This is a genomic window from Herbidospora mongoliensis (assembly GCF_001570545.1).
GTDB lineage: Bacteria > Actinomycetota > Actinomycetes > Streptosporangiales > Streptosporangiaceae > Herbidospora > Herbidospora mongoliensis.
On the sequence record NZ_BBXD01000010.1, the window covers coordinates 337,017 to 353,114 of the forward strand.

Genomic DNA, 16,098 nt, shown 5'->3' on the forward strand with positions numbered 1-16,098 from the left:
GGAGGACGCGGGCATGACAGTCCCTTTCGCCGCCACTGCGCTCGACGGGCTCGACGATTTCGACACCTGGTCGGCGGAGTGCCTGCTCCCGGCCGTCGGCGCCAGCGTCGCCGAGGCCCGCAGACTGGTCCGGCGTGAACTCACCAGCCGGGGCCGCACCGACCTGGTCGACGACTGTCAGCTGATCGTCAGCGAGCTCGTGACCAACGCCGTCCGCCACGCGGGCACCGCCTTCGCCCTGCGCCTGCGCGGCACCGCCGAATGGATATACGGCGAGGTCTACGACACCGGCGGCACCGCGCCGCGACCCCGCGATCCCCGCCCGGAGTCCACCGACGGCCGGGGTCTCCTGATCGTCGGCGCACTGGCCGCTTCCTGGGGATACGCGCCGGGAGCGCGCGGCGGCAAGATCGTCTGGTTCGTGCTGGGCGACGCGTAGGCGCGTTCCACTCCGCGTCAGCGGAACGCGGCGAGCACCGCCGTGGTGATCTCGTGGGGCGTCATCGTCGCGTCGGCCGTGTGGTCGGCCACCTCCAGGAACTTCGGCAGCCGCTTGTCCCGCTGGGTCTTCAGCATGTGCACCAGATCGGGCTCGAAGTGCGGCCGATGGCTGCTCGACAGCATCCGTTCGGCCAGGACCTCCGGCGGGCCGTCCAGAAAGACCACGAACGACGAGGTCAGCGCCTCACGCGCGGCCGGGTCCTCGACGGTGCTGGCCGCCGCGGCCACCACGACCGGAGGCCGGGCCGCGACCGCGTCGAGCAGGACCTCGGTCTCCCGGTCGTGCAGGACGTCGGCGCCGACGGTCTCGTTCATGCGAGCGGCGGTCTGGCCGTAGCGGGCTTCAAGGTCGCCGTCGCTGTCGCGCATCTCGCGCCCGAGCGCCTCGGCGACCATCCGGGCGACCGTGCTCTTGCCGGCGCCCATCAGGCCCATGATCACGATGGGGGTCTCGTTCATGACGGGCATTCTGCCCCGGTGGTTCTGTTTTGGTCCCGTCACGTTTGAGATTCGCTGACGGGATAGTGCATCGGTCGAAGGAGGGAACGCCATGACAATCGCCGGAAGCATCATCCTGATCATGTTGGGCGCCATTCTCACCTGGGCCGTCGAGTTCAGCCTCGCGGGGCTCGACATCCAGGTCATCGGGGTCATTCTCATGGTGGGCGGCCTGGCGGGGCTGCTGTTCGGCCTCTACCGGCTGAGCACCGTCCGCCGCGCCACCGCCGTCACCCCTGTGGCCCCCGTGGACGAAGTGCACACCACCCAGCGCCGCGTCTACGAGGAGCGTCGCTACAACGACCCCATCTAAGCCGTACGAAGCAAGAGGAGCCGGGTGTCCCGACCCGGCTCCTCTTCTTTTCTGTACGACCTCTGGAAGAACGATGGCCGTTCGCTGACACGTGATCGGCGGCCCAGGCGGCCGGTCGAGATGATCATGGAACCCTTCGACAGAGGGGAAGTTCCATGCGCTCCATCCTTTGGCCCGCCGTCGCCCTGGCTCTCGGCCTCGGCCTCGCACCTGCCCAGTCGGCTACGGCCGCCGACATCGGCGACGTCGTCTGCAACGGCGGCGTTCTCAACCTGCAGTTCAACCCCGGACTGACGTTCAGCAGGAAGACCGTCCGCCTGTCCGGCAGCGGCGAACTGGGCATCTGCAGCTCGAAGAAGTACCCGAAGATCACCGGAGGGACCATCCGCGTCGAGTCCTCTCTCACCGCCGTATGCCCGGGGCCGATCGGCCCCGGCTACGCCAAGGTGTCGATCAACTGGAACGACGGTTCCAAGACCACGATCGACCAGTCGACCTTCCGTGGGGACGCGAGCTCGTTCAGCCTCGAGGGCGGCGGCATCGCCGCCGGCGCCTTCGCGGGCGGGACCGCCCGCGCCAACGGCCGCACCACCAGCAACCTCATCGAAATCGGTGCGGGCTGCGTCCTCAGCGGAGTCACCTCCGTGGCGACCACGATCGACCAGTTCGCGGCCGGCGACATCTAGGAATCTTGGGCCTGGACGCCACGTCGCACTATTCGGCGGGGGTCACCGGTAGCGACGTGCGAGAAACCTGGGGCCGGGACGCCATGTCGTGTCGTTCGGCGTGACGAAGGTCGTGGTCGCGGGTGGCGACGTGTGGGAAACCTGGGGCCGGGACACCACGTCCCGGCCCGGTCTCTTCTCTGGACGATCTCCGCTACCCCGCCTCTGACTGCGGCCCGCCCCCCAGAGTGCGCTGACGCCGGGTGGCCAGGTACATGTCGACGCCGATCGCGGCCGCCGCCACGATGCCGATGATCATCAGCCACCACACCTGGCTCAGCCCCGCGATCACCGCCACGGCGATCGCGATCACCAGCCCGAACGACCCGAGCCTGACGTGGACGACGTCGCGAGGCGTCGCCGCCACCATGGGCTTGCCCCTGGCGTCGTGCTGCTCTTCGGTCTTTCTCGGCTCTGTCATGATTTATCCCCTACCCTCCGATTTTGCGGATTACCGCCGTTCGACCAGCCGGACCTCGCCGCCCAGCTCCCGCACCAGCCGTGCCTCCGGCACCAGGTCGGGGTGGCCGCCGGCGCCCTTGACGTAGAAGTCGGGGCGGATCAGCCGCAGCAGCGAGGCGGGGCTGTCGTCCTCGATCAAGGTGATGTAGTCGACCGAGCCCAGCCCGGCCAGCACCGCCGCCCGGTCCTCGGCCGTGTTGACCACCCGGTCGGGGGCCTTCCTGCGGGCGGCGCTGGCGTCGTCCCGTACACCCACCACCAGCACGTCGCCCAGCCGTCTGGCCTGCTCCAGGCAGGTCACGTGGCCGGGGTGCAGGACGTCGAAGCTGCCGTCGGTGAAGACGATGCGGCGGCCCTGTTCACGTTCGACGGCGACGCGTTCGGCCAGGACCTTGGCCGGCATGGTCGGTCGCGGGCCCACCTCGGCGAGCAGGTCGTCGGCGTCGCAGACGGCGGTGCCGGGGCGGCGGGAGACCACGTCGGAACCCGCCTGCGCCAGGTCGGCTGCGGTGGCGGCGTCGGCTCCGGCCGCCAAGGCCAGGGCGAAGACCGCCGTGAAGGTGTCGCCCGCGCCGGCGCCCATGAGGTCGCCGGAGGCGCGATGAGTGCGGTGGGGCGGGCGGTCCTCGCGGTGGACGACCGCGCCGTCGCCCTCGTCGGTGATCACTATCGGGGCGCCGGTGACGTCGAAGGGGTCGTCCGCGACGAGGTCGCAGGCGTCGTATCGGGCCAGCACGGCGGCGGGGCCGCTGTCGCGCCAGAGTTCGGGGTCGTAGGCGTCCACGACCAGCAGCGGGAGCCCGGCCAGGGCCTCGCGGACCGCCGCGGTGCAGACGCCCGCGCCGGAGTCACAGACGATCACGACGTGGGCCAGTTCCGCGATCTCGCGGATCTGGGACACCAGCTCCCGCTCGACCGACGCGGTGACAGGGGAACGGTCCTCTTCGTCGTAGCGGGCCACCATCTGGCCGCCCGACATGACCCGTCGTTTCACGGCGGTCCGGCGGCCTCGGGCGATGATGGGGCCGTCCACCTCGTGGCGGAGCAGTGACCCGATGAGCGCGGTTCCGGCCGGGTCGGCGCCGGCGACGCCGAGCAGGTGCACGCGGGCACCCAGCGCGGCCAGGTTGGCGGCGGTGTTGGCGGCGCCGCCGGGGGCGTCGTCGATCTGCTCGACGCTGACCACCGGGACCGGCGCCTCCTGCGCCATCCGGCCGGCCCGGCCCTGAAGCCACGAGTCGAGCATTACGTCACCGACGACCACGGCCGTGAGGCCGGGAAAGCGGCGGACTGTCTCTTCCGTCATGGTCGTCTCTGCTGCCCGGGGGTGTGCGGGGAAAACCGCAGCGTGTTTGCTCATGCACCCCTCGGGTAACCGGGCCGAGGTACCGAAAACGAACCGAGCGAAGGCCAATCGATGAACCTCATCGTTGAGAGCGTCGAGCGGATCGCCGTCCTGCGGGCTACGGCTCTGGGTGACCTGCTGTTGATCCTCCCCGCCGTGGAGGCGCTACGCCGCACCTATCCGGCCGCGTCGATCACTCTTCTCGGCAGGGAGTGGCAAGTGCCGTTCCTGCGCGGCCGTCCCGGGCCGGTCGACGAGGTGGTCGTCGTGCCCCCGATAGAGGAATCCCCCGAGGCGCCACCCGAACTCGTCGGCCGGTTCGACCTGGCCCTCCAGATGCACGGCGACGGGCAGCACGCCAACGCCTTCGTCAACGGCCTGGGCGCCCGCGTGACCGCTGGTCTGCGCGGCGACGACGCCCAGCCCCTTGACCGCTGGCTGCCCTATGTCCCCTACCAGCACGAGACTCTGCGCTTCCTGGAGGTCGCCGGGCTGGTCGGGGCGAGCTGCGACTACGTGGAACCGCGCATGCAGGTGACCCGCGCCGACTACGCCGAACTGCGCTCCGCCCTGGGCGAACTGCCGCGCGGCCTGATCGCCGTCCACCCCGGGGGCAAGGACGCCCGGCGTCGCTGGCCCGCGTCCTGCTTCGCCGAGGCCGCGGCCCGCCTGGGCCGCCCGGTCGTGGTGACCGGTGGGGAACACGAACGCGACCTGGTGGAAGAGGTCTGCGCCCTGATCCCGAAAGCGATCCCGGTCGTCGGGACCCTGTCTGCCGGCGGCCTGGCCGCCCTCTACACGGCCTGCGACGTGGTGATCGCCAACGACAGCGGCCCCCGCCGTTTGGCGGCCGCGATGGGCACGCCCACCGTGGGCGTCTACTGGTGCGGCGACCTGATCAACGCCGGCCCGCTGACCCGCAGCCACCACCGCCCACTCATCTCCTGGACGACGACCTGCCCGGCCTGCGGAGGCGCGGGCCTCCGCGAACCGGGCGGCTGCTCCCACCCGGTCTCCTGGCTGACCGACGTCGGCGCCGAGGCTGTGGCCGAACAGGCGGACGAACTACTCAGCGCCTGAACTGCTCAGCGCCTGACCAGTCCTTCGCTCAGGACCGCCGCCGCTGCCGACAGGACCTCCCTGGTCGTCACGCTGGTGGGGTCGGCGCTGTTCCTCAGTGCCTGGTGGCGGGGGCGCTCCTTCGGGGGGCCCCAGCGTTCCGGGCTTTCCGCGCCGAAGATGGTCACCGACGGGGTGCCGTAGGCCGTCGCCAGCTGGGACACCCCCGTGTCCGAGCTGATCACCAGCCGGGCCCCGGACACGATCGCGCACAGTTCGCGCATCGAGGTCCGCCCCGCGAACACGATCTGCGGTGGCAGCACCGCCTGGTTGCCCACCAGCAGCGCCAGTGGCCGTTCCTTCCGGGAACCGGTCACCACGACCGGCAGACCCTCTCCGGCGATGGCGCGGGCCACCTCGGCGAAACGCGCCGGGGGCCAGCGGCGGGACAGGCCCGTCCCGCCGGGGTGGATGACCACGGCGCCGGGAGCGGGGCTCGGGGTCGTGGGGGAGGGGAGCAGCAGGTCGCGGGGGTCGGCTTTGAGGCCGTACCACTCGACCAGGCGGCACCAGCGTTTGGTCTCGTGTTCGTTCTCGTCCCACTTGGGGCCGGGGGGATAGGCCTCTTCCGCGTACGCCCACAGCCTGCGGGGGCGCAGGTCGGCCAGCAGGTCGGTGGAGCGCGGGCCCCGGCCGTGCAGGTTGATCGCTATCTCGGGGAAGAAGGGCAGGTCGGAGTTGCGGTCGGTGAGGCCGGGCCAGAGGATCCGCTCCAGGCCGTAGGCGGGGATGAGGCGGTCGACCACCCCGGTCAGGGCGGCCAGTTCGCTGAGTTCGGGCGGGCAGGCCAGGGCGATCCTGATGCCGCTGCGGCGCAGGGCGCGCAGGGCGGGCACGGCCGTCAGGAGATGGCCGATGCCCTGCGCGCGCAGCACGAGTGCGGTTGTCACGCTGTTGCCTCCAATCGGACGCCGACCTCTCGATAGGTGGCGACCGTCTCTGCCGCGATCCGGTTCCAGCCGTAGCGGGCCTTGGCCCGGTCGGCGCCGGCGATGCCGAGGGCGCTGCGCCGCACCGGGTCGGCGAGCAGTCGCTGGATCGCACGGGCCAGCGCGGTCGGCCGCTGCGGCGGCACCAGCACGCCGGTGATCCCGTTGACCACGGTCTCCTTCTGGCCGCCGACGCACGACGCGATCACCGGCACCCCGCAGGCCATCGCCTCCAGCGCGACCATGCCGAAGGGTTCGTACCAGGGCACCGTGACGACGGCGGCGGCCGAGCGCATCAGCGCGGGCACGTCTTCACGGGTGACCTGGCCGGTGAACGTCACCCGGTCGGCGACCCCGTTCCGCTGGGCCAGCCAGCGCAGCCGGGTGACCTCGGGGTCGCGGTGCAGCGAACCCGGAGGCGGGCCGCCGGCCACCACCAGCTCGACACCCTTCACGCCGCGGAGCGCTTCGATGATCGTGGCCACGCCCTTGCGCGGCACCAGGCGGCTGATCGCCACGAGCCGGGTCCGGGCCGTGTCCAAGGGTTCGGCGTGCGGGTGGAACCGGGACAGGTCGACCCCGCACGGCACGACCCGGGCCTGGCGCCGGCTGATGCCCATCCGGCGCAGCTCGTCGACCTCGTCGGTGCAGGTCGCGATGATGGCGTCGGACTCGCGGCCGATGCGGGTCTCGGCCTCGATGCGCTCGCGCGGGCTGGTGTCGTCGACGCCCTGGTGACGGCGCTTGACCGCGCCGAGCGCGTGGTAGGTGTGCACGACGGGGATCCCCAGGTCACGGGCGGCGCCGAGGGCGGCCAGGCCGCTCATCCAGAAGTGGCTGTGCACGACGTCGGGCCGGTCGAACAGCCATTGCTCCCGCAGCCACTTCGCGAAGTGCGGGACCCAGGGGAGGATGTCATCCTTCGCGATCTTGCGGGCCGGTCCTGCGGGGACGTGGACGACGGTGACGCCGGGCGCCAGCCGTACCCGCTCGGGAACGTTCTCGTCGTCGCGGCGGGTGTAGACGATCACTTCGTGGCCGAGGGCGGCGACCGCCCTGGCCAGGGCGTCGACGTGGACGTTCTGGCCTCCGGCGTCGGTGGTGCCGACACAGGCGAGTGGGCTGGCGTGCTCCGAGATCATGGCGACCTTCACGGCGTTACCTCCGGGAACGGCTGATCCCGCTCGCGGGCGGGATCGCGGGCGAACGGGTAGCCCGAGTCCGGGGTCACGGGAGCCGGGAGGAGCGCACGCCGGGGACACGCGGCGTAAAGGGGGATTTGTGCGGGGTGCAAGGGACCTCCGGGACGCATGCGTCAACGCGGGAGGTGCCTGCTTCCTAGGCACAAGATTGCTTCCACTTTAACTCATAAAGCCCTATAAGAAACATCCTGTTTCGCTGGAAAGGGCACGGGCAGGCGTTTTCTGTATGGACACACCTCACTATGTGGCCGCCCGCGTGCAGCAAGCGATCGCGGAAGACGGCCGCACCAACGAACTCGGGATCCGGGTCGACGTGCGGGGAGACCAGCTGTTCCTGCGCGGTCAGGTCAGCGGCGAGGACCAGCTCCACCTGCTGACCGACGTGGCGCGGGAGGCCGCCCCCGGGCTGACCGTCCACAACGAGGTGACCTGCGTGGAGGTCCGTGACCCCGGCGAGGAGGAACACCTGTGAGCATCCGTGTCGCGGCCGTAGCCGACATCCACCTTGACCCGGCCCAGCGCGGCTCCTACCGAGCGCATCTCGACGGCATCGAAGAGCGTGCCGACGTCCTGCTGGTCGGCGGTGACCTGACCCGCCACGGGACCCTCGACGAGGGCAAGATCGTCGCGGAGGAGTTCCAGGGCCTGCCGGTGCCGGTCGTCTTCGTGCTGGGAAATCACGACTATCACTCCGACGCCGAGCAGGAGATCATCGCCGTGCTGCGGGAGTCCGGCGGCATCGTGCTCGACGACAGCGCGGAGACGCTCCTGGACGGGCGGCTCGGCGTCGCCGGCGGCAAGGGCTTCGGTGGCGGGTTCGCCGGCAAGTCGGCCAGCGAGTTCGGGGAGCCCGAGACCAAGGCGTTCGTCCGGCACACCCGGGAGATCGCCGACCGGTGGCGGGTCGCGCTGAAGAGCCTCGACACCGAATACCGGGTCGTGCTCAGCCACTACTCACCGGTCAAGGAGACCCTGGCCGGGGAGCCGCCGGAGATCTTCCCGTTCCTCGGCAGCTATCTGCTGGCCGAGGCGGTCGACGCCGAGGGCGCCGACCTGATCATTCACGGCCACGCCCACGCGGGCACCGAGAAAGGCATGACGCCCGGCGGGATCCGGGTGCGCAATGTGGCGCTACCAGTGCTCCGCCGGGCGTACGCGACATATTGTTTGGACTCCGAAGAGTGCTGATATATCCGTCAGAACACGAGATGGCGGCCGGAGTCTCCGGCCGCCGTTCGCGTTTCCATGATCTCTATACGTTGAAGATACTGACGCCGCCGGGGCCCACCAGGAACCCGAGGACGATGAGGACGATCCCCCAGAGGATGTCGCGACGGGCGAGGATCACATAGATCCCGGCGATGACGAGTACAACTGCGATGATCCAGAGCAAAGTAGCCATGAAGCCTGACTGCCCCCCCGAAAGGGTCATTAACGCCAGGGAACGTGGGCAAGGGAAATCTCATGACACGTTTTGGTTACTTCCTCAGCTCCGAAGAGCACAGCCCGAAAGAGCTGGTCAGGCAGGCGGTGCTCGCGGAACACGCGGGTTTCGAGGGTCTGTGGATCTCCGACCACTTCCATCCGTGGATCGACGAGCAGGGCGAGAGCTCCTTCGTCTGGACGGTGATCGGCGCGCTCTCGCAGGTGATCTCGCTGCCGGTGACGACGGCGGTCACCTGCCCGCTGGTCCGCGTCCACCCGGCGATCGTGGCGCAGGCCGCGGCCACCGCGCAGGTCCTGCTCGACGGCCGCTTCCACCTCGGGGTCGGCACGGGCGAGGCACTCAACGAGCACATCTTCGGCGACCCGTGGCCCCCGGCCGTCGACCGGCAGCGGATGTTGGAAGAGGCGGTGGGGATCATCCGTGAACTGTGGGAGGGCGGCCTGGTCACCCATCACGGTGAGTTCTACGACGTGGAGAACGCGCGTCTCTACACGTTGCCCGACGAACCTCCGCCCATCTACGTGAGCGGTTTCGGCCCGGCGTCGGCCGAGCTGGCGGGCCGCATCGGCGACGGCTACGTGACCGTCGCGCCGGATGCCGACCTGCTGGAGGCGTACAGAAAAGCGGGAGGCGCCGGAAAGGTGGCCCAAGCGGGCCTGAAGGTCTGCTGGGGCACCGACGAGGAGGACTCCCGCCGGCTGGCCCACCGCCTGTGGCCCACCGAGGGCATCGCCGGCGAGGCCAACCAGCTCCTGCCGCTGCCCAGACACTTCGAGCAGCTCGCCACCCTGGTCCGGCCCGAGGACCTGACCCTCCCGGTGGGCCCCGATCCCGAGGTGCACATCGCCGCGATCCAGCAGTATGTCGACGCCGGCTTCGACGAGATCTACATCGCCCAGATCGGGCCCGACCAGGATGGCTTCTTCGAGTTCTACGAGTCGGCGGTCCTGCCCCGGTTCCGCTGAAGGGTCAGCAGCGGCTGCACGAACCACAGCCAGGTGCTGAGTAGGACCACCCCGGCCGCGATCAGCACCGCAGGCCAGGTGCCCAGGTAGACCTCGACGACCAGCCCGGTCGAGCACGTCATCGAGATCGCCAGGGCGATCCCCCCGACCACGGCCAGGTCGTTGGCCCGATGGAGCATCAGCTCCTTGAGCCCCGACCGGAACATGATCCGGTTCTGGATCGCCGGAGCCATCAGGCAGATCGACGCGACCGCCGCCGACACGAGAGCGGCGTAGAAGAGCCATTTGCCGAACAGGTCGACCCGGCCGAACCCGGCGGAGAAGGGGAGCGTCAACAGGAACGCGAACAGCACCTGCACCCCGGTCGACTGCACTCTGAGGCCTTGGAGGAGTTCGCCGAGCTCCCGGTCGACCCGCTCCTTCGGATTCTCCTCGGGGTTGGTCAACAGGACTCTGTGCTGCTCTTCGGTCATTTCGTTTCCTTGATCATCCGGGCGTACGCGAGCTGTAACCAGTCGGACACCGCCACCGCCGTCATCGTGGTGCCCACCAGCCGGGTCAGCCGGGGCGCGAAGACCATCCCGGCCGCGTAGCCCGTCGCGATCCACTGCGCCAGGCAGAACGGGCAGCTGATCAGCTCGCCCACCGCGTGGCGGTGGCCCTCGCCGCGGACCTCCTCCTTCAGTTCGGACGGTCCGGAGACCCCGATATAGCGGGTGAAGGGCGCCCTGATCGGGCTGGTGATCGTGTCCTTGGCGATGGTGCGGGACAGGCGGTGGGTGGCCACGGACATCAGGACGAGGTCCATCGGGTTCACCCGGTCGGGGGCGCCGCGCCCGGTCAGTTTCCCGGCGGCTATGAGGGCGGCGACGGCGGTGCCGTAGACACCGAGGACCCTGGCGTAGGAGGCCAAGGGACGCTCCTCGGAGTACGCGTCGTTGATTTCCTTGAGGGTCTCGGTCATGGCGCGCCGTAGTACCCGAGATTGTTTGGGTCGAACGTAACCGGGCAAACGGTGCGGCGTGGGTAGTCACAGTCACGAGGTAACCGACGCCATCCTGGACACGCTCAAGCGAGCGGGGTCCGGCCTCAAAGAGGTGGGCGTCCGCTTCGCCCTGGCCGGCGGCTGCGCCGGATACGCCAGGGGGGCGGCCCCTTCTCTGCACGACGTCGACTTCGCGCTGGTCGAAGAGGACGTCCCGCTGGCCCTGAAGACGCTGGAGAACATGGGCTTCCGCACCGAACGCCCACCGGAGGACTGGCTGGTCAAGGCCTTCGACGAAGAGGGCGTGCTGGTCGACCTGATCTTCCAGCTCGCCGACAGGCCGGTCACCCCCGAAATGATCAACCGGGCCACGATGATCAACACCGCGGCGCTGAGCGTGCCCGTCCTGGAGGCCACCGACCTGGTGATCTCGTGGATACTGCCGCTGTCGGAGCACAGCTGCGACTATTCGGGCCTGCTGCCGACCGTCCGGGCGATGCGCGAGCAGGTCGACTGGGACCGCGTGGCCGGCGTGGCCGAGTCGTCGCCGTACGCCTCGACGTTCCTGGTCCTGCTGGAGCGGCTCGACGTGATCGCCAAACCGACCCCCGTACCGGTCGAACGCTGGCCGTGAAGCTTGAGAAGGCCCCGCCCTCGTCGAGGGCGGGGCCTTCGGTCTGTTAGGGGATCCCGTAAGGGAACCGGTCGGGGTCGGGCCGGTCGGGTGGGTTGTCGGTCATGATGAAGTCGGGGGCGTTGTTGATCTCGTCCCGGGTCCGGTCGACGAAGATCTTCCGGTGCGAGGCGTCGACCTGCGTGACCACGCTGGCGGGCAGCATGACCCGGTGCCCGAAGATCCACGGCCCGGTGTCGACGACGAGGTAGCCCTCGCCGATCTCGTCGCTGACCGCGTCGACCGTCCCGATGGCCCCGTCGACGGCCTCGACGTGATAGCCGATGAGGTCCAACCTGTTTGCGTCCATCGGCCTCACCTACCCGACAATCAGCACGACCTTCCCCCTGCCGTGCCCCGTTTCGATGTCGGCGTGGGCTTTGAATGCTTCCTCCAGCGTGTACGTCGCCCTCACCGTCACCGCCAGCCGCCCCGCGGCGACCAGATCGAGCAGCTCGGCGAGCCTGGCCTGATTCCGGTCGCTCCCGATCCACCGGCACCCGAGCTCTTGGGCCAGCTGCCAGTCGGCGATGGCCCCGATCCTGGTGCGGTCGGTGACGAGTTCGATGGAGGTGTGCAGACTCCCGTGCCCGGCGGCGTCGAGCGCCGCGTCGAACGGGCCGTGCCGCCTGAGCCGCTCGAGCTCCCCGTCGCCGTATTCGACCGCGACCGCGCCGAGGCCCCGCAGATACTCCTGGTTGGCCGCGCTCCCCGTACCGACGACCCTGACGCCCCTGAGCACGGCGAGCTGAGTGATCATCGTCCCCACCCCGCCGGCCGCGCCGTGCACCAGCAGCGTCTCGCCGGTCTGGAGCCCGAGCCGCTCCAGGGCCGTGTGCGCCGTCTGCCCCGACGCCGAGAGCGCCCCCGCCGTCGCCCAGTCGACCCCTTCGGGCTTCGGCACGATCTGCGTCTCCGGCACCGCCACATACTCCGCGTAGCACCGCATTGTCCGGAACCCCGCCACCTCCTGGCCGGTCCCCTCGACGACCCCGGCGAACTCGTTCCCCGGCACGACCGGGAACTCCACCGGCGGCGCCCCCGGCGGCAGCCACCCCGACCGCACCGCCACGTCGGCCGGCTGCACCCCGGCGGCCCGCACCCGGACCAGCACCTCTCCCGGCCCCGGAACAGGCCGGGGCACCTCCACGATCTGAAGCCGATCAGCCGCACCGAACTCGGCCACGCCGGCCGCCCGCATGAGTTCCATGGGTAGAGTCCACTTCATCAAGCGCACTTGACGTCAAGGTGGTGGACGGTGATCGACCCCGACGCGGTCTGGCTCAGACCCGGCCAGGTGGCCGAACGCGCCGGCGTGGCCGTCTCGGCCCTCCACTACTACGAGAGCCTGGGCCTCATCCACAGCCGCCGCACGGCGGGCAACCGCCGCGAATACCGCCGCGACGTGCTGCGGGTGATCGCCTTCATCCGGGTGGCCCAGCGGGTGGGCGTCTCCCTGGAGAAGATCAAGGAAGCCCTCGACCGCCTCCCGCCCGAGACCGTCCCCGGCAAACGCGACTGGGCCAGGATCTCCCGCGAATGGCACGACGAACTGACCAGACGCATCGAGGAACTGACCGCGCTGAGAGACAACTTCTCCAACTGCATCGGCTGCGGCTGCCTGTCCCTGGTCTCCTGCCCCTACTCCAACCCCCGCGACGTCCTGGGCAGAAAGGGCCCGGGGCCACACCGTTTCCCCTGAACGTCAAGAACGTCCCTTATCTGCGCCGGAGTCGCGTCGGCTGCGGGCGGGTGGGCCATGACTACACGTGGAGGGAAAGGAGCCTCGCGTGTCGCATGGTCTGCCGGAGCTCGGTGACGAATATCTGCGGGATCCGCACGGCGTCTACCGAGCGCTCCGCGACGAAGGGCCCGTCGTCCAGGTCGTGATGCCCAACGGGCTGCGCATGTGGCTCATCACCCGGTACGACGACGCCCGCGAGGCCCTGACCGATCCGCGGCTCCGCAAGGACGCGGCGACGATCCGCGAAGCCGTCCAGCGCGCGGCCACCACGCCTGACGCGCGGATCCAGCCAGCCGAGCTCGCCTCCCACATGCTCAACAGCGATCCGCCCGACCACACCCGGCTGCGCAAGCTGGTCAGCAAGGCGTTCACCCCGCGGGCGATCGAGCTGCTCAGGCCCCGGGTCGAGGAGATCACCGCTGGGCTGCTCGACCGGATGGACGGCGACGTCGACCTCATCGACGCCTTCGCCTACCCGCTGCCGATGACGGTCATCTGCGAGCTCCTCGGGGTGCCTGAGCGGGATCGGGACGAACTCAGGGCGCTCATGCACGAGGTGCTGTCGAGCCCGTTCCGTACCGGAGACGACCACGGGGAGCGGGAGCGCCGCGTCGCGCGCGTGGTCGAGCGGTTCGTGGCGCTGATCGAGGAGAAGCGGGCCAATCCGGCCGACGACATTCTGAGCGCCCTGGTGCAGGCCCGTGACCAGGAGGACAAGCTCGACGAGGTCGAGCTCATCTCGACCTGCTTCCTGCTGTTCCTGGCCGGGCACGAGACCACGGTCAACCTGATCGGCAACGCCGTCCTCGCCCTGCTGACCCATCCCGACCAGCGCATCGAGCTGCTGAAGAACCCCGACGTGATCGACAGGGCCGTCGAGGAGTTCCTCCGGTACGACGGACCGCTCAACTTCGCGCCGCAGCGGGTGACCGGCGAGGACGTCACGATCGCGGGGGTGACCATCCCGAAGGGCGAGCTGGTCGCCGTCGCCCTCTCGTCGGCCGACCGGGATCCCGCGACGTTCCGGGAGCCCGATCGGCTCGACCTCGACCGGGAGGACGCGCCGCATCTGGCGTTCGGGCACGGGATCCACTACTGCCTCGGGGCGCCGCTGGCGCGGCTGGAGGCGCGGATCGCGCTGGCGCGGTTGTTCGAGCGGTTCCCCGAGATGAGTCTGGGCGCGCAGGTCGAGGAGCTCCAATGGCGGCGGCTGCCGCTGCTGCACGCCCTCGAACACCTACCGGTGCGCCTCCGGCCAGACGCAGGGTGAGGTCGCGGCCAGATAGATGTGGTCGCCGGAGGCCCAGGTCAGGGCGACGATGAACTTGTCGGGCTCGGTGACGCCGCTGAGTTCGGGGTTGTCGGGCTTGGCGCTCTTGGCGATGACCTGGAAGCCCAGGTCCTTCCAATAGTCGGCGACCTGGCGGGAGACCACCATGTGCTGGGCCTTGCCGACGCCGCGCAGCCAGTAGGCGCGGCTGACCACGATCTTCTGCAGCGACTCGCTCTTGTCGAGGCAGGCCGTCGGGGTCACCGAGACCGGGATGAGTTCGAGCTGGGGTCGCGGGGTCAGCGCGGCGGCCGTGTCGCGGACCAGTTTCTCCACCCGGGCGGTCGCGCGGTTCTGGCTGAGTGTGTCGTCATCTTCGGACATGCCACATCCCGTGAGCGTGAGGAGGTACACCAGCGCGAACACGATCTTCATCGCGGCCCCGATCCGTTGACGATGGTGGCCACGTCGCGAAGGGCGGCGGACTCCGGCCGCCAGTCACCGTCGCCGCGTTCGATGATGATCACGTCGTCGGCCAGCCCGGCCCGGCCCGCCAGGGCCCGGTGGACGGTCAGCGCGCCGTCGCCGTGGCCGATCAGCACGTTCCGAGCCGATGTGGACGGGGTGTGCGCGGCCCGCAGCCCCAGGCAGAACGCGGTCAGTGCCTGGCCGCCGAGATGGGCGTTGCGGTCGGGGGAGAAGGCGCCGAAGTCGACCAGCGGGGCGTCGTAGCCGTCCCAGGTGACGCAGGCGACCGGGGTTCCGGCCATGGTCGAGGCCTGCCGCCACAGCAGCTGGGCGCGGGTGATGCTGGTCATGGCGTCGGCGAGGCCGGTGTTCAGGCCGTGGACGAAGATCACCGTGGTCTGCGCGGTGTCCGGGTCGCCCCACGAGACGGTGAGCCGCCCCTGGCCGGTGACGTCGAAGCCGAGCAGCATCGGATCGGGGTAGCCGGGCACCGGCGTCATCGCAGACTTGATCTTCTCCAGGCGTTTGAGCTGGCCGTTGACCCGGTCCCAGCTGCGCGGCAGGTCGCGGTCGGACTGCCACATCACCGAGGCGCCGAGCCGGTGCAGGTCGTGGGTCAGCAGACCCTGCTCGACCTGGAGGAACTCCCGGTTGGCCGAGTTGCGGACGACCCCGGGAAGGCCGTGCAGGCCGCCGAAGCCGGGCAGGCCGAGGGAGGTCATCCTGCTTTTCGGGGGCTGCATCGTCCACCAGGCGTTCACCCGGGCCCCGAGGTCGAGGTCGGCGACCCGGTGCTGGACGCCCAGCAGGGTGTCGACGGCCGCCGGGTCACCGGCCGAGACGCGGGCCAGCAGGGGCTCGGCGTCGGCGGTGTCGTCCACGTGGTCGCCGAACATCCAGTAGGCGGCCAGCGAAGCGGAGAGGATCTTGCCCGGGGGGAGCCGGAGGAGTCGTTCGCGGAGTTTTTCCGCCTGTTCGCCGGACCAGAACGCGATGTCGGCGATGATCCGTGCCGGACGGTCGGACTTTCCGGCCGAAGAAAGCTCGTCCAACAGAAATCCGGCGATTTCCAGCAGACTCCGCGAAGCGGCGCACAATTCACCGGCGAGGGAGGGCAGCACGTCCCGGGAGAAACCCGCGAACGTGCCCATCGGCCGGGGGAGCAGGGGAATAGGAGAGGTGAATTCGGGCGTACCGGAGAAAAGGGATATTGATTCGGAGAGGGCCATCCGGAGCGTGGTGCGCTGCTCGGTCATCAGTTCGGCGAACGCCGAGGTGCCACCGCCGGTCCAGGCGATGGCATGCACCAGGCGCGTCGCCTGATCGAGTGCCGTGTGGTGCTCGACGGCGATGGCGGTGACCCGTTCGAGGGAGGCAGTCTGGTCCACCATGACCGAGACAGGATCGCAGTCCGCTTTGCTCCAGGTCAGGCGCTTGTCGCTTCACCCACAT

General features: G+C 69.9%; 22 protein-coding genes. 10 read left to right on the forward strand and 12 right to left on the reverse strand.

Going from position 1 to position 16,098, the window contains the following annotated elements; all coding sequences use genetic code 11:
• Nucleotides 1-13 precede the first annotated feature (13 nt).
• Nucleotides 14-439, forward strand: coding sequence for an ATP-binding protein (locus tag AW272_RS10320; protein ID WP_066363086.1), 426 nt, complete (start codon nt 14-16; stop codon nt 437-439).
• Between the two features lie 17 nt (nt 440-456).
• Here the strand turns inward: AW272_RS10320 and AW272_RS10325 are convergent, their stop codons facing one another.
• Nucleotides 457-960, reverse strand: a complete 504-nt coding sequence (locus AW272_RS10325) for a shikimate kinase (RefSeq protein WP_169807521.1) — start codon at nt 958-960, stop codon at nt 457-459.
• Nucleotides 961-1,051: 91 nt separating this feature from the next.
• Between AW272_RS10325 and AW272_RS10330 the strand changes: the two genes are divergently transcribed.
• A complete protein-coding gene (locus AW272_RS10330) occupies nt 1,052-1,312 on the forward strand; it encodes a DUF6458 family protein (RefSeq protein ID WP_066363088.1) in 261 nt (86 codons plus the stop codon).
• Between the two features lie 155 nt (nt 1,313-1,467).
• Entirely contained in the window at nt 1,468-1,998 is a 531-nt protein-coding gene (locus tag AW272_RS10335) for a hypothetical protein (protein ID WP_066363089.1), read from the forward strand.
• Nucleotides 1,999-2,191: 193 nt separating this feature from the next.
• Here the strand turns inward: AW272_RS10335 and AW272_RS10340 are convergent, their stop codons facing one another.
• Nucleotides 2,192-2,458, reverse strand: a complete 267-nt coding sequence (locus AW272_RS10340) for a hypothetical protein (RefSeq protein ID WP_066363091.1) — start codon at nt 2,456-2,458, stop codon at nt 2,192-2,194.
• Nucleotides 2,459-2,488: 30 nt separating this feature from the next.
• Nucleotides 2,489-3,805 (reverse strand): PfkB family carbohydrate kinase, encoded by a 1,317-nt coding sequence (locus AW272_RS10345; RefSeq protein ID WP_066363092.1) that lies wholly within the window; start codon nt 3,803-3,805, stop codon nt 2,489-2,491.
• A 111-nt stretch (nt 3,806-3,916) separates the two neighbouring features.
• Here AW272_RS10345 and AW272_RS10350 point away from each other — a divergent pair, with 111 nt between their 5' ends.
• Nucleotides 3,917-4,924, forward strand: a complete 1,008-nt coding sequence (locus AW272_RS10350; RefSeq protein WP_066363094.1) for a glycosyltransferase family 9 protein — start codon at nt 3,917-3,919, stop codon at nt 4,922-4,924.
• Between the two features lie 5 nt (nt 4,925-4,929).
• Here AW272_RS10350 and AW272_RS10355 read toward each other — a convergent pair whose 3' ends face one another.
• Together AW272_RS10355 and AW272_RS10360 are read right to left on the reverse strand one after the other, a co-directional pair.
• Nucleotides 4,930-5,853, reverse strand: coding sequence for a glycosyltransferase family 9 protein (locus AW272_RS10355; protein WP_169807522.1), 924 nt, complete (start codon nt 5,851-5,853; stop codon nt 4,930-4,932).
• On the reverse strand, nt 5,850-7,046 hold the full coding sequence (locus AW272_RS10360) for a glycosyltransferase (RefSeq protein WP_066363095.1): 1,197 nt from the start codon (nt 7,044-7,046) through the stop codon (nt 5,850-5,852). Before AW272_RS10360 ends, AW272_RS10355 begins: the two co-directional genes overlap by 4 nt.
• Nucleotides 7,047-7,320: 274 nt before the next feature.
• On the opposite strand from AW272_RS10360, the gene AW272_RS10365 reads away from it, so the two are divergent.
• Together AW272_RS10365 and AW272_RS10370 are read left to right on the forward strand one after the other, a co-directional pair.
• Nucleotides 7,321-7,566 (forward strand): BON domain-containing protein, encoded by a 246-nt coding sequence (locus tag AW272_RS10365; RefSeq protein ID WP_066363097.1) that lies wholly within the window; start codon nt 7,321-7,323, stop codon nt 7,564-7,566.
• Complete coding sequence (locus AW272_RS10370; RefSeq protein ID WP_218010838.1) at nt 7,563-8,282, forward strand: metallophosphoesterase family protein; 720 nt, start codon at nt 7,563-7,565, stop codon at nt 8,280-8,282. The genes AW272_RS10365 and AW272_RS10370 overlap by 4 nt, the downstream gene beginning before the upstream one ends.
• A gap of 64 nt (nt 8,283-8,346) precedes the next feature.
• Here AW272_RS10370 and AW272_RS43130 read toward each other — a convergent pair whose 3' ends face one another.
• Entirely contained in the window at nt 8,347-8,496 is a 150-nt protein-coding gene (locus AW272_RS43130; RefSeq protein ID WP_169807523.1) for a GPGG-motif small membrane protein, read from the reverse strand.
• Between the two features lie 62 nt (nt 8,497-8,558).
• On the opposite strand from AW272_RS43130, the gene AW272_RS10380 reads away from it, so the two are divergent.
• The gene (locus AW272_RS10380; protein WP_066363104.1) at nt 8,559-9,506 is read left to right on the forward strand and encodes a TIGR03557 family F420-dependent LLM class oxidoreductase; all 948 of its coding nucleotides are present in this window, start codon (nt 8,559-8,561) and stop codon (nt 9,504-9,506) included.
• Here the strand turns inward: AW272_RS10380 and AW272_RS10385 are convergent.
• Both AW272_RS10385 and AW272_RS10390 read right to left on the reverse strand, forming a co-directional pair.
• Nucleotides 9,473-9,979 carry a DUF6328 family protein gene (locus AW272_RS10385; RefSeq protein ID WP_066363107.1) on the reverse strand — a complete coding sequence of 169 codons (507 nt, stop codon included), beginning with the start codon at nt 9,977-9,979 and terminating at the stop codon, nt 9,473-9,475. The two genes, AW272_RS10380 and AW272_RS10385, sit on opposite strands and share 34 nt — an antisense overlap.
• Entirely contained in the window at nt 9,976-10,470 is a 495-nt protein-coding gene (locus AW272_RS10390) for a DUF1360 domain-containing protein (protein ID WP_066363110.1), read from the reverse strand. The genes AW272_RS10385 and AW272_RS10390 overlap by 4 nt, the downstream gene beginning before the upstream one ends.
• Nucleotides 10,471-10,528: 58 nt before the next feature.
• Here AW272_RS10390 and AW272_RS10395 point away from each other — a divergent pair, with 58 nt between their 5' ends.
• Complete coding sequence (locus tag AW272_RS10395) at nt 10,529-11,125, forward strand: nucleotidyltransferase (protein WP_066363113.1); 597 nt, start codon at nt 10,529-10,531, stop codon at nt 11,123-11,125.
• Between the two features lie 46 nt (nt 11,126-11,171).
• Here AW272_RS10395 and AW272_RS10400 read toward each other — a convergent pair whose 3' ends face one another.
• Entirely contained in the window at nt 11,172-11,474 is a 303-nt protein-coding gene (locus AW272_RS10400; RefSeq protein ID WP_066363115.1) for a hypothetical protein, read from the reverse strand.
• Between the two features lie 9 nt (nt 11,475-11,483).
• On the reverse strand, nt 11,484-12,374 hold the full coding sequence (locus tag AW272_RS10405; protein WP_369408722.1) for an NADP-dependent oxidoreductase: 891 nt from the start codon (nt 12,372-12,374) through the stop codon (nt 11,484-11,486).
• A gap of 51 nt (nt 12,375-12,425) precedes the next feature.
• Here AW272_RS10405 and soxR point away from each other — a divergent pair, with 51 nt between their 5' ends.
• Both soxR and AW272_RS10415 read left to right on the forward strand, forming a co-directional pair.
• A complete protein-coding gene (gene soxR / locus AW272_RS10410) occupies nt 12,426-12,866 on the forward strand; it encodes a redox-sensitive transcriptional activator SoxR (protein WP_066363722.1) in 441 nt (146 codons plus the stop codon).
• An 88-nt stretch (nt 12,867-12,954) separates the two neighbouring features.
• Nucleotides 12,955-14,178, forward strand: coding sequence for a cytochrome P450 family protein (locus AW272_RS10415; protein WP_066363117.1), 1,224 nt, complete (start codon nt 12,955-12,957; stop codon nt 14,176-14,178).
• Here AW272_RS10415 and AW272_RS10420 read toward each other — a convergent pair.
• Both AW272_RS10420 and AW272_RS10425 read right to left on the reverse strand, forming a co-directional pair.
• Entirely contained in the window at nt 14,146-14,613 is a 468-nt protein-coding gene (locus AW272_RS10420; RefSeq protein WP_066363124.1) for a hypothetical protein, read from the reverse strand. The two genes, AW272_RS10415 and AW272_RS10420, sit on opposite strands and share 33 nt — an antisense overlap.
• The gene (locus AW272_RS10425) at nt 14,610-16,037 is read right to left on the reverse strand and encodes an alpha/beta hydrolase (RefSeq protein ID WP_083958174.1); all 1,428 of its coding nucleotides are present in this window, start codon (nt 16,035-16,037) and stop codon (nt 14,610-14,612) included. Before AW272_RS10425 ends, AW272_RS10420 begins: the two co-directional genes overlap by 4 nt.
• Between the last annotated feature and the right edge of the window lie 61 nt (nt 16,038-16,098).